Below are 20,108 nucleotides of genomic sequence, written 5' to 3' on the forward strand. Positions count from 1 at the left end.
TTTTGTACGCTGCATAAGAAAATCTTGGCTGACGAATGAAACACAAATACCCGGAGGATAAGCTAAAAAAATGCTTGCTCTGAAATGCTTTTCATCATTTACAATGTAGTTACAAGCTTGAGTATACGGAAGAGAGGCGAGCGTAATTGATGAAGAGAATGATTTTTTTTGATATTGATGGAACCCTGCTGGATCATGAGAAGAAGGTACCTGCAACGACACGGGAGTCCATTCACCAACTACAGGAGGCCGGACACATCGTTGCCATTGCAACAGGGCGTGCTCCGTATCATTTTGAAGAACTGCGTGAGGAACTGGGTATCGATTCGTATGTCTGTTTGAATGGCCAGTATGTGGTGCATGAAGGCAAACCGATCTACGGCAATCCATTGGCGCAGGATTCCTTGCAGCAGCTTACGGAACAGGCTGTTCTTCTTGACCATCCGATTATCTATGCCGGCAGCGAAGCGATGAAGATGAACGTAACCGAGCATGTTCATATCGATTCCAGCTGGGGAGAACTCAAACTTACAATCCCGGAATATGATCCGGAATATTATCTGGGCAGAGATATTTATCAGGCCATTGTCTTCTGTACGGAGGAAGAGGAATCGGCTTATGCGAAAAGTTTCGAGGGACAGTTTGATTTTGTGCGTTGGGGGCCTTATGGAATCGATGTTCTTCCTGCGGGAGGTTCAAAAGCCCAAGGAATCAAACCATTGATTGATATGCTTGGTATCCAATTAGAGGATACTATCGCCTTTGGCGATTATCTGAATGATCTGGAGATGCTGTCGTACGTGGGTCACGGTGTAGCAATGGGGAATGCGCCGGAGATTGTAAAACAGGCAGCAAGATACGTGACCCGGGATGTTGCTCAGGACGGGATCAAGCACGGCCTTCAAATGCTGGGACTGTTGGATAAGGAACCGCAGGAGATTGTTTAGTCTCTTTTAGAGAAAAAAGTCCGTTACAGCGTGTCAGTTGAAGCTCTCTCTTGAGGGTTATAGACTGGCATGTTGGTTGTTGGCGGAACGATTTAACGAATGATAGGTTTGACGTCCCAAAGGGGGAGTTGTTATTATTAATAACTAATAGTGAGCCGTTGGATGGTGGCAGAGTGGATCATCTGATGGAAATATACCTAGAACAGGTGGAGACCTTATGTCAACAGAACAAACGCATACTCTTATAACCAGTTGGCTATCTTTAACGCAGGTTCAGGCGATGATTACCCATGAGCTGGAACAAACCTTGCAGCAAAAGCATGATTTAACGTTGAATGAATTTTATGTGCTGTTATTTCTATCGGAGTCGCCTGAGAAAAAACTGCGCCTTCAGCAGCTGCAAACCATGGTGGGCCTTAGTCAAAGTGCGATATCGAGACTCGTCAGCCGTTTTGAAGCCAAAAGCTGCGGTGCGATGCAGAGAGCCATCTGCGAGGATGACAGAAGAGGGATCTATACATCGCTAACTCATATCGGTGAAGAGAAGCTGCAAAAAGCGAAAGCTACTGTCCAAGGGGTATTGGAGCAGCAATTCTCTGCGCCTAAGCTGAAGCATGGACTTCAGGATGTATTAAAACAGGTGCAGGCGTGACCATTTTTCAGTCTCCTTATTGACGGTTGGTTCTTATTTTGTTATTTTAGATGCATGCGCATGCATTAATAAGTTTGCGAATCAATCTTTTTGAATAGAGGGAGCGTGTTACAATGGAACATTTATTCAGCCCATACAAACTGAAATCTTTAGAATTGAAAAATCGGGTGGTCATGCCGCCGATGTGCCAATACTCCGTAACAAACAAGGACGGAATCGCGACGGATTGGCATTACTTGCACTATACCAGCCGTGCGATTGGCGGAGCGGGACTTGTTATCGTTGAAATGACGGACGTCGAACCGGATGGACGGATTTCCGATTATGACCTCGGTTTATGGTCGGATGATCATATCCCGGCTTTGGCTCGCATCGTTGATGCTGTTCACCAGCATGGTGCGAAGGCAGCGATCCAAATTGCACATGCCGGCCGGAAAGCAGAGGATGCGGAGACACCTGTGGCTCCATCGGCTATTCCGTTTGACGAGAATTCCAAAACGCCCAGAGCTCTTTCAACTGAAGAAGTTCAGCAGATGGTGGAGAAGTTCCGTCTGGCTGTACGCCGTGCGGTGAAGGCGGGATTTGATGCAATTGAGCTGCATGGTGCGCATGGTTATCTGATTCATCAGTTCCACTCCCCGTTAACGAACCAAAGAAAAGATGAGTATGGCCAGGATTTAACGAAGTTTGGTAAAGAAGTCATTCAAGCCGCAAAAAGTGAAATGCCGGAAGATATGCCATTAATCATGCGAATCTCTGCAAGAGAATACGTGACAGGCGGTTACGGCATTCAGGAGAGCATCGCTTTCGCCAAAGAATATCAGGCTGCCGGTGTCGACATGTTCCATATCAGCGCAGGCGGCGAAGGACCGATTGCGGCTGAAGGCAGACCGGGCACACATGTGGCATACCAAGTTCCGCTAGCCAGACAAATTAAAGAAGTGCTGCAAGTACCGGTCATAGCTGTTGGCCGTCTGGATGAACCTGCACTGGCGAATGCGGTCGTTGGCAATGAAGAAGCAGATCTCGTTGCCGTTGGAAGAGGAATGCTTCGGAACCCTTACTGGGCATTGGAGGCTGCAGTTGTCCTGCAGAAGGAGACGGCAATTCCGACACAGTATCAGAACGGATTTCCCAGAAAAACGAGATAAGGTAGGCAAGATATGAACATGTAACTGCCAATGAACGATAATGTTGGTATACCAGGTTCCCTGACGTGAACATCCACAGTATCCCTGTAATGGGTTGAGCATAAATAGAGAAGGTTATCTTACGGTCCGTCACGGCTGTAGGATAACCTTTTTTTGCGTACAAGCAATTGGCCGAATTTGGTAAGTCATCAAACTTGGCAGTAGTTAACATAAGGCCATCTAAAATAATTTTAAATAATCATTAATATTTTATTTACATTAGTGTGTGACATACAGTATAATCTTTTCCAGGAGATGATGATATGCCAGAGGATCAGGACATTTTAAACAGTATGGTGCAGGAGCTTCGGCGAGGTACGATCATCCTTGGTGTTCTCAGTCAGTTGTCCGAGCCGCAGTATGGTTATTCATTAGTGACCATATTGCAGGAGAGGGGGATCAACGTGGAAGCGGGTACGCTCTACCCGTTGCTGCGACGGCTGGAGAAACAAGGCTTGCTTAACAGCGAGTGGGATACAAATGAAGCCCGGCCGAGGAAATATTACATCATAAGTCAGACAGGCAAGGATATATATCGGCAGCTCTACCATGAATGGAAAGATATGATGACAAGTCTGGAGGGACTTATAAATGACAAGGGGGACTAAAGTGATGGATCTGATTAACAGGTATATTTATGCGGTGACCCAGAAGCTGCCCGAATCGCAGCGGGCGGATATTGAGAAGGAGCTTCAAGGACTCGTCGAAGACATGCTGGAAGACCGGGGAGCCGACAGGGAGACCGCTAGTTTGGAAGAAGTGGAGCAGGTGCTGCTTGAGCTCGGCCCCCCCGTGGAAATGGCAGCCAGATACAGAGGAAGGGAAAGGTATCTCATTGGTCCTGGTTTGATTGACAGCTATTGGTCCGTCCTAAGGATTGTTCTGTATTCGATAGCCGTTGCTCTTGGGATCGTCTACATCGTTAATTTCTTTATAAGCACGGAACCCACTGCCGAGAAGCTGCTGGAATACCTTGTCTCGCTGCTTAGCGTAGGAATCCACGGATTTGCCTGGGTAACCGTTATTTTTGCCTTTATCGAATACCGCGGGGCTCGCCAAGTCTCCAATGATCCATGGAAACCCTCGGAATTGCCTGCAATTCCAGAACCAGCCACCCGGATTAAACCGAGCGAGCCGGTGCTTGGCATCCTCTTTTCCGTGCTGTTCTTCGTCCTGTTAACGTTTTCCATTAACACGTTTTCCATTAACTTGATCGGTGTTCATCGATTTGCTGAACACTCGATCGCCATTCCGGTGTTTGAACAGGCTGCCTTCGCCAAGTATTTGCCGCTGATATGGCTTCTTACCGCCTTCAGCATATTTAATGAAGCCAGGAAATTAATCACAAGAAAGTGGACGCCGCAGCTTGCCGTCATGCATGTTATATTTAACATTGCTTCCGTTATCGTTGCGGTGATCCTGTTCTCCGATATGACGATTTGGAATCCGATATTCATGGATCAGCTCGTTCAATCAGGACTTGTAACAACGGGAGATGGATCGTATGAGACCGTAAAGTTAATTTGGGATCGATCCAGGGACGGCCTCATTTACATTATTGTGGTCATCGCCCTTATTGATACCGTATCTGTCGTGATGAAACGGTTTCGGAGAAAGGAAGGAAATACGGCGTTAACCAAGTAAAGACAACAGGTTGAAACAAAGGGTATCCCAACAGATTTTGGATCTGGCGGGATGCTCTTTTTTTGTTGTTAAGAGATGCCATAGGAACCAATCGCTCATACCCACTTTTTCCGCATTCACTGGGGACAGGTTCTGATCATCACCGAGTAGTTATGCGGTTGGCTAGACCATGGACGACACTGCGCCATTCGAATAAGCATAGAATATGGAGCGAAGCAAATATTTTTTTGACAGAAATGTGAATTATATGTGTCAAAATTATGTACAATGGTGTTATAATAAGGAAAGAAGCAAATGAAAACCCTTACAGAACGAACGGAGCTGATGATTATGAAATTCGCAATTCACTATTCTACAAGAATGAAAGACATTATTTTATTTGCTCTGGTAATTAGCATCATGATGTTTCAAGTTGCGACACTGACGGAATATTCGTATCCTGTCCTATTCTATATGCAGATGGTTGTGAATGTCGTTATTGTTGCGGCATTAGGAATTGAAGCTTATGCACGTTTGGTAAAGCGTGAAGTCCAGATTGACGGGAATTCCGATACGATTACAATTAATGGTGTTGAAGTTCATGCCGGTCAGATTCGTGAGATTAAGGTTTCCGGATGTCACAAGGCCGCTTTTCAATTCATTCTCAAGGATAAGAGCGTACCCCCTATGTACTGCTGTTTTAAATTTGAAGAGAAGAATTGCGAAGGAATTCGGGAGCTGACACGCTGGGCCGAACAAAATCAGATTTCAATCCGCAAAGTCGGGCCGCAGACCCGTTCCGGCATGATTCTCTCGTCCAATGGATAATATGGCCAAGTCACATCGTGAATAGGAGCACCTGAACCGTCGAAGGATGGTTACAGGTGCTTTTTATATGGAATATGAAATCATTGATCATTGAATTTTCGCTGCAGAAGAAAGTTTAGCTAAAGTTAAGCTTCTGTTTCGATCAAGATAAATCTCATCAGGTATACTTGGGTCGTAGTGGACCCGTATACATATGGAGGAGGACTTGAATATGGTAGATGCTCCGAAACTAATGCTTGATGGGGAACATCGCGTGCTGTATGAGCTTTTTGAGGAGGAATTGCGAGCACTTGTAACGGTGGAACAATTCGAAGCGATGTCCAAGGAATATACGGCTGGGGTGAGTGCGTTCCATCTCGTTCTGGACAACACGATGAACAAACTTCGAATGATTCACTGGATGGATGACAGCGGGACAAAAGGAATCCAAGCCATGATCGATGAAGCGGGCATGATTGTCGGATTCATGTTATCGCCTCTTGAGAGATTTTCGGAATCGGATAGCCGTTATTCGGCAACAACGTTCAAATTGCCGTTTAAGGGGAAATGGTATGTGTTCTGGGGAGGCGAGCATGTGATGGACAATTATCATTACGTGGAGGCGAGCCAGCGGTATGCCATCGATGTTGTGAGAACGGAGGAAGGGATGACCTACCATGGGGATCCCGATTTGAACGAAAGTTACTTCGCGTTTGGAGAAGAAATTCTAGCAGGTGCCAGCGGTAAAGTGATTGCCATTGAGAACAACATCGCGGATAACGTGCCCGTCGGAGTGGTAAACGAAACCGAACCTGCAGGAAATTATGTCATCATCGATCATGGCAGCCATGAATACAGCCTGTATGCGCATCTTAAGCTGGGATCGGTGTGCGTGTTGGAGGGGACGGACGTGGAATCGGGTGATCGGATTGGGTTGTGTGGCAATTCCGGCAATTCCAGTGAGGCACATCTGCATTTTCAAGTGTCGGATCATCCAGATCTGTTTAGAGACGGCACGAAATCTCTTAACATCAACTGGCTGGGAGATGTAAAGGTAAGAAAAGGTGAAATTGTAGACGGCGGGAAATAACGCATCCATAACATAAACAGGGCCTGGAATTATTCCAGGCCCTGTTCTACATATAGTTGATAAACTCTCTGGCACACCTGCTGCGGCCCCGATTCACATTAGCTGCTGCAGCCGCCTCCGCAACTGCTGCCGCAGGACGAACCGCTGCTGCAGGAGGATCCGCTGCCGGAGTCCGAGCCACCGCCGGACCCGCAAGCCGAAGCAGCGGTGCAAGAGGAGCTGCTGCCGCTCTTATAAAGCTCCCGCTCATCAGGGATCATATGATCTGAGAATTGCTCGGGTGCGTTCCAGGCATAATAAACGGCCGCCGCCAGCAGCACATCGCTATTGCGGAAATTAACCAGCTTCCGATTACGCGGCTGCTCCGCCTCGGCTGCTCTAATCCGATCCTGCAAATCATGAATGACGGCATCAATCGCCGTACGTGCCGCAGGCATGCTCTCATAAGTCCAAGCGTTAAAACGCTTCTGACCATGATTCACGGCGAAATGGCCAGAACCGTAGTCCTTCAGCTCTTCGCGTGGCAGCGGGACGCGGAAGAATGCTCCCCATAGCTTGGTGCTGTATTCATGCCAGCCAAATAATTGGACATAGACCGTGTCAAACCATGCCCGTTCATTCGGGATGGGAACATGTTCGCTTCCGGTGTTGGGAGCGTGATGAAGCATACGGCCAAGAAAGCGCTCCGAGAACTGTTGATACTCGTATGTATACATCAGCATTTCATGCCACACTTCGTCCACGTCTTTGCTGAACATCGGGACTCGGTCCAGAACAGCGCACAGGATAAAAAAACGTTTCAGCTCTTGCCATCGCCATTCATATTCCGGTTCTGACATGTCCGGATGCTCACTCATTACTCTCTGCTTCAGCATGTTCTGATAGGTATAAGGCAGGGCGGCCTCCAGTCTGCCGGCAAGCTCACTTGCAGGGCTTCCCGCTTTCACGATGGGCGGCAAATCGGGTGTTTTCCCGCGTCGAGCCTTATTCTCTTTAGGGAGCCGCTGACTATTAATATTACGCAACGAGCGCTTGAAGACAAATAAAGCAATAATCCATAAATCCACCAAAATAAAACAAATGATCAGGATCCAAATGGATGTGTTCATAAGGTATTCCTCCTGTCTATTTGTGTCCGGAGCCAGCTTATCGTTCCTCTCCTTGAGTAAATTATTGCAGGAGTCACGAGTGTTTGGCAATTGAAATTGCCGATTCCGTTATAACTTGAATGTAGGGGCTTCTTTATGATACATTCCCTGTGTCTGGAAATGTACATCTGGACAATCTTAAAGCTATCGATTTAATGAATGGCAATTATGTTTATTATAGGAGCATACATATGTTAACAGGTTGGAAACTTTCAGTATTAGGTATTATTATTGTAGGGATTACCGGCATCGCTGCTTCTTTATATGGCCTGATTGAACCAGGCCGGGCGATCGGGTTATTCGTAGTTTTCGTTCTATTCATTGGAGCCCTGGAGCTGATGGAACGAATCAGGAACCGCAGGAAGAAGAGAGGGGAAGTGCAATCTTCGAAGCGAGGATGACACAGACAGCAAGGAGGGAGCTTATGAAGTGTATAGCGATGCAGCCCTATTACAAAATCAACCGAGTCGTGGATGGCATCGAACAACGAACCGAGGAGCAAGGCCGGGAGATGCTCTTGTATGAGGATCGAATCGTCACGAAATACCGCGAGTTCCCGATTAAGCAGGTGTTTGACCTCTCGTATCGGCCTCTGGGAGGCGGCGGTGGTTTTTTATATTTGCATACCCAGCAAGGCGTGTACTCTTACACGGTGAAGGATGATCCGCAGTCTTTTATTGCAGCTTTTAAAAATCTATAAGAGATCGTGATGGACTGATCCTAGTCTCAGGTCCAGTGCATATCCTCGTCTGCAGCACGTGTGCGAATGCGGCGCTTGCATATAAACTGGTTATATATTTTAAGGGACGGATTAGGGGGCCAAGGCGTGGATACGCTATTAGATTTTATTGAACAGATCGGGCATTATGCGCTATTTCTTGTATTATGCCTTGGATTGGTCGGCCTTCCTGTGCCTAATGAAGTCGTGGCCATGACCGGTGGAGCGTTAGCGGCATCCGAGATTTTATCACCGGTACCGTCTTTTTTTATGACTTTTCTCGGGGTATGCTCAGGCTCGACGGTAGGATTTATGCTCAGTCGGTTTACCGCAAGCAAACTGTTAAACCGCGTTGGGGAAAAATCGAAAATTCGCGAGTTTCTTAATGTATCCGAACGACTGACTCACCAATACGGCAACTATGCGATCTGCATCAGCGCTTTCTTACCGATATTGCGCAACGTAACTCCCTATGCGGTAGGCATGAAGGGGATGCCCTATCGAAGATTTGCGATGTTCTCCTATTCCGCGTCCTTGGTATGGACCATCGGTTATTTTTCTCTGGGGATGTTTGTTGGGGATCAGGTGGTTGATCACATTGGACTGATGATTAACCGTTACGGTTACTATGTGGCAGCTGTAGTTGCTGGTCTCGCCGTCATCATGATCATATCGTGGCTGATCCGGAGAAAAAAGCGAAGCAAAGAAAACAGTGAAATTCAGTTTCACGGATAGACAGCCACAGGACAAGGACTATGGCTGATCCGGTCCGGATTCCGGCGATTTCCGAATGATTTTTATATATTCTCTAGGCGAGAACCATCGGGATTCCTCTTGGAAATCCTGCATTTGATACCTTTGTATATAAGACGTGTTGTCCGGTTGATAGCGTGATCGTGTACGACTATCGGTTAGGATGGCTGCAGCTAAAATAACGACAAAAATGATAGCGCAAACCAATGTTTTTTTGATTATCATGGGAACCACTCCTTTATATACAGTGATTTCCTGATTGATCACATTTCATTCCAACATAACCTTTGACAAAGTTTTGCTCACAAGATATACTGATTTTCAGTGTGATTCGAAAAAATACCATAAGGTTTTACCCGGAGGAGCCTGCCATCAGCGGGCTCTTTTTGTGTTTTTTTGGACTTATTCCTAAATTAATGGGGAAATACTAATGTAAGGAAAATTCGGACTATAGGAGGAGTAGACTTTGTCTTTGCTGCACATCGCCGTTCTGGCACCTTTTATTGTAGCGCTTGTGGTTATGCTGACCTACAAGCTCATAGGCCGTGTTCATACCGGATGGGTGATTCTGCCGGTACCGGTTATCCTGTTTGCCTACTTTTTGGGTCTTATCCCAACCATTCAGGGAGGTGAACAAGTTCAGGCCGTTCTGGAATGGATTCCAAGCCTTGGAATTAACTTTACGGTCTACTTGGACGGGTTAAGTTTGATATTTGCACTCTTAATATCGGGTATTGGCTCGCTTGTGGTATTGTATTCTATCTTCTATATGGACAAAAAGAAGGAAGCCGTGCACAGATTTTATGTGTATCTGCTTCTGTTCATGGGGGCCATGCTGGGCGTGGTGCTCTCCGATAACCTGATGGTGTTGTACGGCTTCTGGGAGCTGACCAGCATTTCGTCATTCTTGCTGATTGCATTCTGGCACCATCGCGACCGTTCCCGGTACGGGGCATTGAAATCCATGCTGATCACCGTATTCGGTGGCCTAGCCATGTTTGCTGGATTCATTATGTTGTATACCATGACAGGCACCTTCAGTGTCCGCGAGATTGTGGCGAATGTGGGAAGCATCAGCGGCGAAGCGCTGTTTATTCCAGCCATGATCCTGATTCTGCTGGGCGCCTTCACCAAATCCGCGCAGTTTCCATTTCATATCTGGCTGCCGGATGCCATGGAAGCGCCGACTCCGGTCAGTGCTTATCTGCACTCGGCCACGATGGTCAAGGCGGGAATCTATCTGGTTGCCCGCTTTAGTCCGGTATTTGCCGGTCAGGCCGCTTGGTTCTGGATCATTGCGATTACAGGCTTGACCACGTTGATCTATGCTTCAATTCGCGCGATCAAGCAGACGGATCTGAAGGCATTGCTTGCATTCTCTACGATCAGCCAACTGGGGCTCATCATGAGTTTGCTCGGACTGGGTTCTGCGGCTGCTTATTATGGAGGAGGCGTGGACACGCTGCTCTATACGAAAGCGACCACAGCAGCCATCTTCCACCTGATCAACCATGCGATATTCAAGGGCGCTTTGTTTATGGTGGTCGGCATCGTGGATCATGAGACGGGCACCAGGGATCTGCGGAAGCTCGGCGGTCTCATGTCACTCATGCCGATTACGTTCACGGTGGCTGTCATTGGAGCTTTTTCCATGGCCGGACTGCCTCCGTTTAACGGATTCCTAAGTAAAGAAATGTTCTTCACCGCCGTGCTGCAGGCATCTCATATGAATTTCTGGAATGCAGATACGTGGGGTGTGCTGATCCCTGTTGTGGCATGGATAGCCAGCGTGTTTACGTTCCTGTACAGCATGATTCTGGTATTCAGAACCTTCACCGGAAAATTCCAGCCTGAGAAGCTGGAGAAGAAGCCGCATGAAGCACCGCTGGGGATGCTGATTCCTCCAGTAATTCTGGCTTCGCTGGCCATCGTCTTCGGTCTGTTTCCGAATTTGTTGTCCTACTCCCTTATTGAACCGGCTATGGCTGCCATTCATCCGGGGCTGCTGGCAGGAGGCGACCGCTTCCACGTGAAGATCGAGATGTGGCACGGCTGGACTGCGGAAATTTATATGACAATCGGCATTATTGTTCTGGGTACCGTTCTGTATAAACTTCATGGCAGCGTGAGCGTGCTGAACCGTCCGTTGAGTAAGCGAATGACATTAAACCGTCTGTATGACGGTGGATTGCGCGTCCTCGAAAGAGGCGGCAAGTCGCTGACCTCGACTTACATGACAGGTTCAATCCGTCATTACGTCATGTATATCTTTGTATTCTTTATTGCCGTTCTTGGCGGAGGGCTGCTGCTGATAGACAATATCGGGTTTGATATGTCTGCATACGCGCCAATGTCTTTTTATGAGGCAGTTGCGATTCTGGGCTTGGTCATTCCGGTCATTGCGCTTCCGTTCGTCCGTACACGACTGATGGCGATCATATTAACCGGTGCTGCCGGCTACATGGTTACCTTGTTCTTTGTCCTGTTCCGTGCGCCGGACCTTGCGCTAACGCAGATGGTTGTAGAGACGGTATCCGTCATGCTGTTCCTGCTCTGTTTCTATCATTTGCCGAAGCTGAAGCGGGAAAAGGTTCCGATGAGCCTGAAGTGGAGAAATCTGCTCATATCGGTCGGCGTCGGGGCCGTGGTTACCTTGATTGCACTCGCTGCCAGCAGCGGCAGGGCCTTTGAATCGATTGCGGACTATTTCATTAAAGAGAGCTACAACTCCGCGGGCGGTAAAAATATCGTCAATGTCATTCTGGTGGACTTCCGCGGTTTCGATACCCTGCTTGAAATTACGGTTCTGGGCATTGCTTCCCTTGGAATCTACGCCTTGATCAAAGTCGATTTGGGTGAAGGCATTCTAGGCGAGCGGGATCGCTACGAAGGTGTTTATCTGCCCAACAGCAACGACGTCATTCTGCGGACTGTTTCCAAAGTTGTCATCTTTATCGTGGTAACCTTCTCATGGTTCCTGTTCAACTCTGGACATCATGAGCCTGGCGGAGGGTTTGTTGGAGGATTGATGACTTCCGCGGCACTGGTTCTGTTGTCGATGGCTTTCGGCATGGACATGACCCGGAAAATCGTGCCCTTCGAGTTCCGGAAGGTTATGGCGACAGGACTTCTCATTGCTCTGCTTACGGGCATCGGTTCATTTGCCTTTGGCGCACCGTTCTTAAGTCATTCCTTCGGATATTTCAACCTGCCACTGCTTGGAGAAACCGAGCTGGCTACTGCCGTTATCTTCGACCTCGGCGTATATTTAGCCGTTGTTGGCGTAACGATGACCATCATCAATTCGATTGGGAGGGATAACTGACCATGGAACTCTATATGTCACTTGCTATCGGGATTATTTTTGCCGTTGGGATATACCAGATTCTGTCCAAAAGCTTGCTGCGGATTATTCTGGGTACATCGCTCCTGACCCATGGTGTCCACCTGCTTCTGCTCACCATGTCGCGGCTGAAGACCGGAGCGGCACCGCTGCTTGGCGAAAAGGCATCCGCTTACGTCGATCCGGTTCCGCAAGCTTTAATTCTAACTTCCATTGTCATCAGCTTCGGTGTCACATCGTTCTTCTTCGTATTGGCATATAAAGCGTATCAACGCCTCGGCACTGATAACATGGAAGAGTTAAGGGGGACGGAGGATGAATAATGTAATCGTTCTTCCGCTTCTCATTCCGCTGGTTACAGCCGTAATTCTCATCTTCTGCTCCAAATACGTCCGCGCGCAGCGCTTGATTAGCGCCATCAGCGTTGTGATGAACGTACTGGTCGCTCTGTTCATCGTAAATCAAGTGAACCATGAAGGCATTCAGACGCTTCATATGGGCGGATGGCTGCCACCATACGGGATTGTGTTTGTTGCGGATATGCTCGCGGCACTGCTGGTTCTTACAACGCTGATTGTGGCTGCAGGCTGTCTGTTCTACGCGTTTCGAAGTATTGGGGAAGAGAGAGAGAAGCACTACTTCTATCCCTTTTTTCAATTTTTGCTTGCTGGCGTAATCGGATCATTCCTGACGGGGGATCTGTTCAACCTGTTTGTCTGTTTCGAAGTGATGCTGATCGCTTCCTATGCACTGATTGTGCTGGGCGGAACGAAGCGTCAGCTGAGAGAAACCCTAAAGTACATGCTGATTAATATTATTTCATCCACCCTGTTTGTTGCAGCCGTTGCCTACTTGTATGGTACGGTGGGTACGTTGAATATGGCGCATCTGTCCCAACGCGTGGCCGAAGTGCACCAGGATGGCGTATTGTCGGTCATCGGCATTTTGTTCCTGATCGTATTTGCCCTGAAGGCCGGCTTGTTCCTGTTCTTCTGGCTGCCGGGCTCCTACAGTGCGCCTCCAGCGGCAGTGACCGCTTTGTTCGGCGCGCTGCTCACAAAGGTCGGGTTATATGCGATTATCCGTACTTTTACCTTGATCTTCTATCATGATATTGGCGGCATTCATGCCATCATCGGATGGATGGCCGCAGCCACGATGATTCTAGGTAGCTTGGGCGCGGTTGCCTACAAGGATCTTGGACGAATCCTGAATTATAACATCATTATCAGTGTGGGTTTCATTGCCTTTGGGGTTGCAGTCGCGTCTTCCGATTCCTTGAATGGAGCCGTATTCTACTTGATGCACGATATGATTGCGAAGGCACTGCTCTTCATTCTGGGCGGCATCATCATAGCATCGGCTGGCACGAATAAACTGAGTGAGATGGGCGGTCTGATGAAGCGTCATCCGTTGGTAGGATGGATGTTCTTCATTGCTGCACTTGCACTGGTTGGCATCCCGCCGCTCAGCGGTTTTCTTGGAAAAGTCCTTATTATCCGCGGCGGGCTGAGCGAGGGACATTATTGGCTGTCTGGACTGGCCCTGGCATCAAGTCTAGCTGTATTGTATTCCCTGATAAAGGTGTTCATGGGAGCTTTCTGGGGAGATGTCCCTGGACCGCGTGATACGCAGCAGCCGGTCAGAATCCATCGGACAGCTTATGCGGCCGTTATCGGGTTATCGGTTATGGTGATTGTCCTTGGAGTCGGCTCGGAGTGGATTTATTCCTATACCTCTCAAGCCGGCGCCGTATTATCCGATCCATCACTATATATTAATGCCGTATTAAAGGAGTAGTGGATATGGGCCATCAAATCCTGTTAAATATCATCATTGCCGTTGTCTGGATGTTTCTGAACAATAACTGGTCCCCTCAGCAGTTTATTGTCGGATATCTGATCGGAATCTTGCTGATTTACTTGTTGAGACGCTTCTGGCCGAATGATTTCTATCTGCGCAAGCTGTGGTCGGTCATCTTGCTGCTGCTCTTGTTTCTAAGCGAGCTGTTTAAATCGAGCATCACCGTCATCGGTCAGATTATTCGGCCGAAGCTGAACGTACGTCCAGGCATCTTCGCCTATACAACCGAGCTGAAATCGGACTGGGAGATCACGGTGCTGTCCTGCCTGATCTGCCTGACGCCGGGAACACTGACACTGGAGGTGTCGCGTGAAGGACAGACGCTGTACATTCATGCGATGGACATCGAGGATGTTGAAGAGCTGTCGAACCAGATCCGTGGTACCTTTGAAAGGGCGATCAAGGAGGTGACCCGCACATGATCAACAGTATGCTGATTGCTTCGCTGGTCATACTGTCTCTTGCGATACTGGGCTGCTTGTACCGTTTGATTAAGGGGCCATCGATGAACGACCGGATTATGTCGCTGGATACGATCGGTATTATTCTGTTATCCATGATTGCTGTCCTGTGCATGCTCTTTCGGACAACCGTCTATTTCGACATTATCCTGTTAATTGGAATTTTGACTTTCATCGGAACAACTGCACTAGCGAGATATATTGAGAGGGGTGATGTCATTGAACGCACAAATGATGAGTCAGATCGGTGAGTTTATCATTGCACTCATAGTGCTGCTCGGTGCATTGCTCGGTGCATTGAGTGCGTTCGGCCTGATTCGCCTGCCGGATGTTTACATGCGTTCCCATGCAGCTACGAAAAGCGCTACCTTGGGCGTCCTCTTGATCCTTGCAGGTGCATTCCTGTATTTCACGTTCTACCTGGAGCATGTCAGCGCCAAGCTGCTGCTGGGTATCGTATTCGTGTTCATTACGGGACCGGTGGCAGGTCACCTGAACGGAAGGGCCGCTTATCGATCGGGTGTATCCATGTGGGACAAAAGTGTCCACGACGACCTGAAGCCTGCACTTAAACGCGAACGGGAGCGGATGCGCGAGTCTCAGGCGGTGGATTCCTCCAAAGCAGGGGTAAATGAAGAAAGCTGAAGTTTATGAGTGGACGATTTACTGATAGAATGCGGGCCTTTTCAAATATGGCAGCCCTGCTTCTGTTGCAGGCAGACAGGTTCATTCAGGAGATCCCGAATTCAAGGAGGGAAGCAACGGAGTGTAATCAGATAACGGGATGAACGCTTGCTTCTTCACGACAAGACCCGCCTGTCCTTGTTATGGGATGGGCGGGTCCTTGTCATGAGTCCACTATGGCTTCGTATTCTTATTGCTTGACGCGCCGTCAGGCTGGTCTTCATGGTGGTAGCGGTTCTCCATCTTCTTGCCGGCCAGCCACAGCAGCCACAGTACCAAAGCGGCGATGAGAATGCGCCAGGGCTGCTCAACGAACGCTCTCCAGTCATGTCCGATGAAAGCGACCATAAAGATCATAACGGACTTTCCCGCCATTACGGCTATCGTGAACGTTGTTGCCGATACCGTGCTGATGCCAGAGGCGATGTTAATCAGCGAGGACGGGGTGAAGGGAAAGCAGTACAGCATGAAGATGGGGGTAAATCCCTTCTCCTCAATCCAGTGGAAAAAACGCTGAGATCCCGGCATTCTTTTTTGGATAAGCAGGCCCAGCTTGCCTCCCAGCTTGCGAACAATCCAAAACACCGTAATGGATCCAAGGCAGACGCCAATCCATGACAGGAAGAATCCCCACCATAAGCCATAAGCAGCGGAATTCCCCATCACCAGCACGATAAGCGGCAGGATGGGAAGAAACGCCTCTATAAATGGAAGCAATATGCCCGGGATGGGTCCCAGCTGGGAGTACTGCTGAAGCCATCCCTGCACTTGATCCATATCAATATCTTTCATATGGGTCCATACATTCTGAAGCCATTCCAACATGATGAGTGAATCCTCTCCCTGCCTAGGGTAAAATTATGTAATTTCTGGTCGATTACAGATGAATTACATTATAGCATAACCGGAAGCTATATTATAAATCGCAGTTGTCCTGCTACAAAAGAAGCTCAAACTCTTCCGATTTCGGTTGAGTTTGAGCTTATCTGCTTCATGTCTGATTAATCCGGTTCTATTCGGCTCCAGTCGACTCTGTGCCTGCCCCGCAGGGAGCAAATAATCAGTACAATGATCCCGATGATGACGGAACCTATCGTTACCATATAATTGCCCCAGATGGATACGTATTCGATCTCGACGATGGCATATTCGGAAGGCACGACAACGTATCGGACCATCTCAAGCCAAGTCAGGTGAAAGCCGATATTTATCCACAGATTGTTGGATACGATACGGAGCAGCTGCAGTACCGTGCCAAAAGCGATTAAATTAACGATATACTGTACCGTAATCAGATCCCAAGTACCCAGTCCTGCCGCCACCATGAATCCAGTTACGGCGATGGGTGCAAGAACGAATAAGAAGACCTGGAGAATTAGCGCAAGCCAGCGCGGATAACGGGTGTTTAAATTACGGAACAAATACCCCCGAAAGGTGAGTTCTTCAGGAAAGGCTTCATAGAAAAAGGCAATGGGAATGTTGATGAGCATGACGAGCAGAGTAACTGCCGGTAAATGGAGAGCGACAACCCGGAGCCATCCGAAGGCGCTTCCCAGCAGCAGGGCCACTGCCGTAACAAGTGCCAGAAAGCCAATGCCGAGAAGGAAATAACGAAGCCCCGATGGCGGTGAGCTTAGACCAAGCCCGCTCCATGGACGCCGGTCCGCATAACGCCTAAGCAGATAAATCAGCGGCACTGTAACGCTAGTCGTTACAACGGCAAGGAGGATTTGCAGACCGAGCGTGGGAATGCCGTAAGTGCCTGCGGCCGTGGCAATGACTACGGCAAGTCCGAGCCCTATTACAAATGCCAGCCAGCCGAAGGCGATACGCCAGAACAAATTCAATCGGCCTTCTTGATCACGGAATATCCGGGATATTCCATGATGAGTACTCGATTCAGTTGATGTACGAATGACCAGATCTCTCCTCTCCTGGAACACGATGCGGTGTTCGTTTCTCTTGTACCATTAATATGTATAGTATTTTTTCTATCAAGGTGTTCCACAGAGGAAACCCATTTTTAGGAGTATCTGGCTCCAGCTGAAGAGAGATTAATGCTTGATTATAGTACGCTGTATTAAAAAAAGTTGGAGGTGTATAATGGAGGTATGCCAAAAATAGTAGATCATGATAAACAAAGAGAATGGGTTGCCGAAGCGGCTCTGCGGGTTATTCAGAAGGGTGGACTGGAAAAAGCGACGGTACGTAATATTGCGGAAGAGGCCGGCTTGTCCGTAGGCTCCATGCGGCATTATTTCTCAAGTCAGGCTGAGCTGCTGGCCTTTTGCATGAACCTCATTATTGAACGGATTGAGAAACGCTTAACGTCCTTATCATTGAAGGGGCCAGTGTTCTCGGATATGAAGCTGGTGCTGATGCAATTTCTTCCGATGGATGAGGATAGAACGATGGAAATGGAGGTATGGATGTCGTTTGTTGCCAAAGCGCTCATCTATCCCGAATTACGGAAGATAAACGATGAGATGTATGATGGTTTAACGAAAGCATGTCATTTCGTCATCGATTCCCTGGTCACCCATAAGCTTGCTAAACCGGAGCTGGATCTTGAATATGAGAAGGAGCGAATATACGCATTGGTTGATGGATTGGCGATTCACCATATCATGAGACCGCAGCAGCTTACGCAGGATAAGATCGAGAAGATCATCGATCAGCATCTGCAATCCTTGTGTATCGATGAGCTGATAATGCCCTAAAGTTCCGTGTGTATTACTGTGTCAATATTGACATGCCGATCAATTTTTTAATACAATGGTTCTTCGACAGGTATTATCGTGTGAAAAAAGATACAAAAGGAGAATGGCATGGTCAAACATCACAAAAAAATGACAGTCGGCGAGATTCTAAAAAGGTTCATCTTTATTACGATCGGGGCTATCCTGATGGCCGTGGCGCTTGAGATATTCCTCGTGCCAAACGAAATTATCGACGGTGGTATTACCGGTATTTCTATCGTATTATCATCGATTACACCTATCAAACTCGGTGTGTTCCTCTTCATCATCAACTTGCCGTTTCTGTTTATCGGTTACAAGCAGATAGGCAAAACGTTTGCGTTCTCGACCTTGTACGGGATCGTAGTGCTGTCGCTCGCGACAACATTCCTTCATCATGTAGAACCGTTTACGAACGAGAAAATTCTGGCGGTACTGTTCGGTGGGCTGATTCTGGGTCTTGGAGTAGGCCTTGTTATCCGTTATGGGGGGGCTCTTGACGGGACGGAGATCGTGGCCATTCTGCTGTCCAAAAAGCTGCGAATGCCAGTCGGACAGATCATCATGATCATCAACGTCTTTATTTTCATCACGGCAGGGTTTGTGTTCGGTGCAGATTCAGCCATGTATTCAATCTTCTCTTACTATATAGCGGCAAAAGTGATGGATATTGTGGTAGAGGGCTTGGACGAGTCCAAATCCGTTACGATTATATCCAATGAATACGAAGAAATCTCAAGTGCGATCGTGCAGCGTCTGGGCCGCAGCACCACCATGATATATGCAAAGGGCGGGTACTCTCAAGAGGACACGCAAATGATATATTGCGTTGTGACAAGGCTTGAGATTGCGAAGCTGAAGACCGTAGTGCAGGAGATTGACAAGAATGCGTTTATTTCGATTCAGAATGTAGCGGACGTGCTTGGTGGAAGTATGGCGAAGGCCGATATTCACTAGAAGACGTTACAGCAGTTATGGATGGATGATCAGCGGTTTTTTGCAGATTTTTTCTGCAGAAGACCGTTTTTTTATTGGGGAGGGGGAGGAGATTTGATTGCCTGAAGCTATGGGAGAGACTTAAGATCAAGGTCTGCTCGGACAATCGCTCAGGCAATCGCTCCATTACTTCCGTACTTCGAAAAATTCGCATGCATCCCGTTTATGATAACCGAGCGAACTGACACTGGACTGCGTAATGATGGTGTCGTCGGTAAACCGAATAACGAGACTCCCGGAATCGATCAGATGATTGTCCTTGAATATGCGGATACGGATCTGCTGCTCCATTACTTCCTGAAAATCCTGATCGGTCAATAATGGTCTGACAATAGGCATGGATCATCCTGCTCCTTAAGTTTGAATGATGGATTGAATACAACGTCCTATGATAATGGGGGATTGGTATGGCATTTCCGGCAGACAGGGAAGTAGGTGTCGTTCCCGCCAATCAGAATCTGCTCGCCGTCATATACGGGCTTCCCATCAATGACCCGAAGGTTCATGATAGCTTTCCGCTCACAGAACCAGCAGATCGTTTTCATTTCCTCGATTTTATCGGCGTAAATCAGCATCCAGCGGCTGCCTTCAAACAGCTCGTTGCGGAAATCATTCTTCAGCCCGAAGCCCATCACAGGCACGTCAAGCTCATCTACAATCCGAACGAGCTGAAGGATGCTATCCTTGGTAAGGAATTGGCATTCATCCACCAGAACGCAGTATGGCTTAGGCTGATGATCCTTCACGATGCCGTAGATATCGGTGCTTTCCGTAACGGGTATCGCTTCCCGGCGCAGACCGATGCGTGAGGATACATAACCGACGGCATCCCTGTCATCAATGGCGGATGTGAAGAGAAGCACAGGTTTGTTCTGTTCTTCGTAATTGTGAGCAACTTTTAGAATCTCGATCGATTTACCACTGTTCATAGAACCGTGTTTGAAAAATAATTGAGCCATGCTTTCGTTCCTTTCCTGATAAATGCGACTTGAAGCATAAGCGTGCAGGTGTTGCGTAGAAACACTTTTTTTACATTATATATCGTATGACATGCAGAGTATATTGTCGCATTATTGGGCGCCGGTGTCCATTGGC

Annotated in this window: 23 protein-coding genes; 18 read left to right on the top strand and 5 right to left on the bottom strand. The window is 48.0% G+C overall.

Annotation, left to right across the window (positions count from 1 at the left end):
* Window positions 1-146: 146 nt before the first annotated feature.
* The 7 genes from M2277_RS06090 to M2277_RS06120 all read left to right on the top strand — a co-directional run bounded on the left by M2277_RS06090 (window position 147) and on the right by M2277_RS06120 (window position 6,309).
* Complete coding sequence (locus M2277_RS06090; RefSeq protein ID WP_280754376.1) at window positions 147-947, top strand: Cof-type HAD-IIB family hydrolase; 801 nt, start codon at window positions 147-149, stop codon at window positions 945-947.
* Window positions 948-1,164: 217 nt separating this feature from the next.
* On the top strand, window positions 1,165-1,599 hold the full coding sequence (locus M2277_RS06095; RefSeq protein ID WP_006210994.1) for a MarR family winged helix-turn-helix transcriptional regulator: 435 nt from the start codon (window positions 1,165-1,167) through the stop codon (window positions 1,597-1,599).
* A 113-nt stretch (window positions 1,600-1,712) separates the two neighbouring features.
* Window positions 1,713-2,750, top strand: coding sequence for an NADH:flavin oxidoreductase/NADH oxidase (locus M2277_RS06100; protein WP_280754377.1), 1,038 nt, complete (start codon window positions 1,713-1,715; stop codon window positions 2,748-2,750).
* Window positions 2,751-3,052: 302 nt separating this feature from the next.
* Window positions 3,053-3,397, top strand: a complete 345-nt coding sequence (locus M2277_RS06105; protein WP_006210992.1) for a PadR family transcriptional regulator — start codon at window positions 3,053-3,055, stop codon at window positions 3,395-3,397.
* Between the two features lie 4 nt (window positions 3,398-3,401).
* Entirely contained in the window at window positions 3,402-4,433 is a 1,032-nt protein-coding gene (locus tag M2277_RS06110) for a hypothetical protein (RefSeq protein WP_280754378.1), read from the top strand.
* 294 nt (window positions 4,434-4,727) lie between these two features.
* The gene (locus M2277_RS06115; protein WP_006210990.1) at window positions 4,728-5,240 is read left to right on the top strand and encodes a hypothetical protein; all 513 of its coding nucleotides are present in this window, start codon (window positions 4,728-4,730) and stop codon (window positions 5,238-5,240) included.
* A 211-nt stretch (window positions 5,241-5,451) separates the two neighbouring features.
* A complete protein-coding gene (locus M2277_RS06120) occupies window positions 5,452-6,309 on the top strand; it encodes a M23 family metallopeptidase (RefSeq protein WP_036637145.1) in 858 nt (285 codons plus the stop codon).
* Window positions 6,310-6,407: 98 nt separating this feature from the next.
* On the opposite strand, the gene M2277_RS06125 is transcribed toward M2277_RS06120, so the two are convergent.
* The gene (locus M2277_RS06125) at window positions 6,408-7,418 is read right to left on the bottom strand and encodes a glycine-rich domain-containing protein (RefSeq protein WP_280754379.1); all 1,011 of its coding nucleotides are present in this window, start codon (window positions 7,416-7,418) and stop codon (window positions 6,408-6,410) included.
* Between the two features lie 230 nt (window positions 7,419-7,648).
* Here M2277_RS06125 and M2277_RS06130 point away from each other — a divergent pair, with 230 nt between their 5' ends.
* The 9 genes from M2277_RS06130 to mnhG all read left to right on the top strand — a co-directional run bounded on the left by M2277_RS06130 (window position 7,649) and on the right by mnhG (window position 15,240).
* Window positions 7,649-7,858 (top strand): hypothetical protein, encoded by a 210-nt coding sequence (locus tag M2277_RS06130; protein ID WP_006210987.1) that lies wholly within the window; start codon window positions 7,649-7,651, stop codon window positions 7,856-7,858.
* 23 nt (window positions 7,859-7,881) lie between these two features.
* Window positions 7,882-8,157 carry a hypothetical protein gene (locus M2277_RS06135; protein ID WP_040680739.1) on the top strand — a complete coding sequence of 92 codons (276 nt, stop codon included), beginning with the start codon at window positions 7,882-7,884 and terminating at the stop codon, window positions 8,155-8,157.
* Window positions 8,158-8,283: 126 nt separating this feature from the next.
* Window positions 8,284-8,910: a DedA family protein gene (locus M2277_RS06140; RefSeq protein WP_006210985.1), complete on the top strand. Its 627-nt coding sequence runs from the start codon at window positions 8,284-8,286 to the stop codon at window positions 8,908-8,910.
* A gap of 484 nt (window positions 8,911-9,394) precedes the next feature.
* Window positions 9,395-12,253 carry a Na+/H+ antiporter subunit A gene (locus tag M2277_RS06145; RefSeq protein ID WP_006210983.1) on the top strand — a complete coding sequence of 953 codons (2,859 nt, stop codon included), beginning with the start codon at window positions 9,395-9,397 and terminating at the stop codon, window positions 12,251-12,253.
* A gap of 2 nt (window positions 12,254-12,255) precedes the next feature.
* The gene (locus tag M2277_RS06150; RefSeq protein ID WP_006210982.1) at window positions 12,256-12,594 is read left to right on the top strand and encodes a Na(+)/H(+) antiporter subunit C; all 339 of its coding nucleotides are present in this window, start codon (window positions 12,256-12,258) and stop codon (window positions 12,592-12,594) included.
* Window positions 12,587-14,071 carry a Na+/H+ antiporter subunit D gene (locus M2277_RS06155; protein ID WP_076150566.1) on the top strand — a complete coding sequence of 495 codons (1,485 nt, stop codon included), beginning with the start codon at window positions 12,587-12,589 and terminating at the stop codon, window positions 14,069-14,071. The genes M2277_RS06150 and M2277_RS06155 overlap by 8 nt, the downstream gene beginning before the upstream one ends.
* 5 nt (window positions 14,072-14,076) lie before the next feature.
* Entirely contained in the window at window positions 14,077-14,556 is a 480-nt protein-coding gene (locus tag M2277_RS06160; RefSeq protein WP_006210980.1) for a Na+/H+ antiporter subunit E, read from the top strand.
* Complete coding sequence (locus M2277_RS06165) at window positions 14,553-14,846, top strand: Na(+)/H(+) antiporter subunit F1 (protein WP_006210979.1); 294 nt, start codon at window positions 14,553-14,555, stop codon at window positions 14,844-14,846. The genes M2277_RS06160 and M2277_RS06165 overlap by 4 nt, the downstream gene beginning before the upstream one ends.
* Window positions 14,830-15,240 carry a monovalent cation/H(+) antiporter subunit G gene (gene mnhG, locus M2277_RS06170; RefSeq protein ID WP_036637160.1) on the top strand — a complete coding sequence of 137 codons (411 nt, stop codon included), beginning with the start codon at window positions 14,830-14,832 and terminating at the stop codon, window positions 15,238-15,240. The genes M2277_RS06165 and mnhG overlap by 17 nt, the downstream gene beginning before the upstream one ends.
* Window positions 15,241-15,453: 213 nt before the next feature.
* Here mnhG and M2277_RS06175 read toward each other — a convergent pair whose 3' ends face one another.
* Together M2277_RS06175 and M2277_RS06180 are read right to left on the bottom strand one after the other, a co-directional pair.
* Window positions 15,454-16,104 (bottom strand): TVP38/TMEM64 family protein, encoded by a 651-nt coding sequence (locus M2277_RS06175; RefSeq protein WP_006210974.1) that lies wholly within the window; start codon window positions 16,102-16,104, stop codon window positions 15,454-15,456.
* Between the two features lie 176 nt (window positions 16,105-16,280).
* Entirely contained in the window at window positions 16,281-17,126 is an 846-nt protein-coding gene (locus tag M2277_RS06180) for a CPBP family intramembrane glutamic endopeptidase (RefSeq protein ID WP_253806136.1), read from the bottom strand.
* Window positions 17,127-17,390: 264 nt separating this feature from the next.
* On the opposite strand from M2277_RS06180, the gene M2277_RS06185 reads away from it, so the two are divergent.
* Window positions 17,391-17,999, top strand: coding sequence for a TetR/AcrR family transcriptional regulator (locus M2277_RS06185; RefSeq protein WP_006210972.1), 609 nt, complete (start codon window positions 17,391-17,393; stop codon window positions 17,997-17,999).
* Window positions 18,000-18,107: 108 nt separating this feature from the next.
* Window positions 18,108-18,974: a YitT family protein gene (locus M2277_RS06190; protein WP_006210971.1), complete on the top strand. Its 867-nt coding sequence runs from the start codon at window positions 18,108-18,110 to the stop codon at window positions 18,972-18,974.
* Between the two features lie 165 nt (window positions 18,975-19,139).
* On the opposite strand, the gene M2277_RS06195 is transcribed toward M2277_RS06190, so the two are convergent.
* Together M2277_RS06195 and M2277_RS06200 are read right to left on the bottom strand one after the other, a co-directional pair.
* Window positions 19,140-19,352, bottom strand: coding sequence for a hypothetical protein (locus tag M2277_RS06195; RefSeq protein ID WP_006210970.1), 213 nt, complete (start codon window positions 19,350-19,352; stop codon window positions 19,140-19,142).
* 47 nt (window positions 19,353-19,399) lie between these two features.
* Window positions 19,400-19,972, bottom strand: a complete 573-nt coding sequence (locus tag M2277_RS06200; protein ID WP_006210969.1) for a thymidine kinase — start codon at window positions 19,970-19,972, stop codon at window positions 19,400-19,402.
* Window positions 19,973-20,108 lie beyond the last annotated feature (136 nt).

The sequence above is a fragment of the Paenibacillus sp. LBL genome, assembly GCF_029893715.1.
GTDB classification, from domain to species: domain Bacteria; phylum Bacillota; class Bacilli; order Paenibacillales; family Paenibacillaceae; genus Paenibacillus_AQ; species Paenibacillus_AQ glucanolyticus.

Coding starts and splice junctions, on each gene's coding strand:
- M2277_RS06095 (WP_006210994.1), top strand. CDS start 1,165: ATGTCAACAGAACAAACGCATACTCTTATAACCAGTTGGCTATCTTTA.
- M2277_RS06100 (WP_280754377.1), top strand. CDS start 1,713: ATGGAACATTTATTCAGCCCATACAAACTGAAATCTTTAGAATTGAAA.
- M2277_RS06105 (WP_006210992.1), top strand. CDS start 3,053: ATGCCAGAGGATCAGGACATTTTAAACAGTATGGTGCAGGAGCTTCGG.
- M2277_RS06110 (WP_280754378.1), top strand. CDS start 3,402: ATGGATCTGATTAACAGGTATATTTATGCGGTGACCCAGAAGCTGCCC.
- M2277_RS06115 (WP_006210990.1), top strand. CDS start 4,728: ATGAAAACCCTTACAGAACGAACGGAGCTGATGATTATGAAATTCGCA.
- M2277_RS06120 (WP_036637145.1), top strand. CDS start 5,452: ATGGTAGATGCTCCGAAACTAATGCTTGATGGGGAACATCGCGTGCTG.
- M2277_RS06125 (WP_280754379.1), bottom strand. CDS start 7,418: ATGAACACATCCATTTGGATCCTGATCATTTGTTTTATTTTGGTGGAT.
- M2277_RS06130 (WP_006210987.1), top strand. CDS start 7,649: ATGTTAACAGGTTGGAAACTTTCAGTATTAGGTATTATTATTGTAGGG.
- M2277_RS06135 (WP_040680739.1), top strand. CDS start 7,882: ATGAAGTGTATAGCGATGCAGCCCTATTACAAAATCAACCGAGTCGTG.
- M2277_RS06150 (WP_006210982.1), top strand. CDS start 12,256: ATGGAACTCTATATGTCACTTGCTATCGGGATTATTTTTGCCGTTGGG.
- M2277_RS06155 (WP_076150566.1), top strand. CDS start 12,587: ATGAATAATGTAATCGTTCTTCCGCTTCTCATTCCGCTGGTTACAGCC.
- M2277_RS06160 (WP_006210980.1), top strand. CDS start 14,077: ATGGGCCATCAAATCCTGTTAAATATCATCATTGCCGTTGTCTGGATG.
- M2277_RS06165 (WP_006210979.1), top strand. CDS start 14,553: ATGATCAACAGTATGCTGATTGCTTCGCTGGTCATACTGTCTCTTGCG.
- mnhG (WP_036637160.1), top strand. CDS start 14,830: ATGAGTCAGATCGGTGAGTTTATCATTGCACTCATAGTGCTGCTCGGT.
- M2277_RS06175 (WP_006210974.1), bottom strand. CDS start 16,104: ATGTTGGAATGGCTTCAGAATGTATGGACCCATATGAAAGATATTGAT.
- M2277_RS06185 (WP_006210972.1), top strand. CDS start 17,391: ATGCCAAAAATAGTAGATCATGATAAACAAAGAGAATGGGTTGCCGAA.
- M2277_RS06190 (WP_006210971.1), top strand. CDS start 18,108: ATGGTCAAACATCACAAAAAAATGACAGTCGGCGAGATTCTAAAAAGG.
- M2277_RS06195 (WP_006210970.1), bottom strand. CDS start 19,352: ATGCCTATTGTCAGACCATTATTGACCGATCAGGATTTTCAGGAAGTA.
- M2277_RS06200 (WP_006210969.1), bottom strand. CDS start 19,972: ATGGCTCAATTATTTTTCAAACACGGTTCTATGAACAGTGGTAAATCG.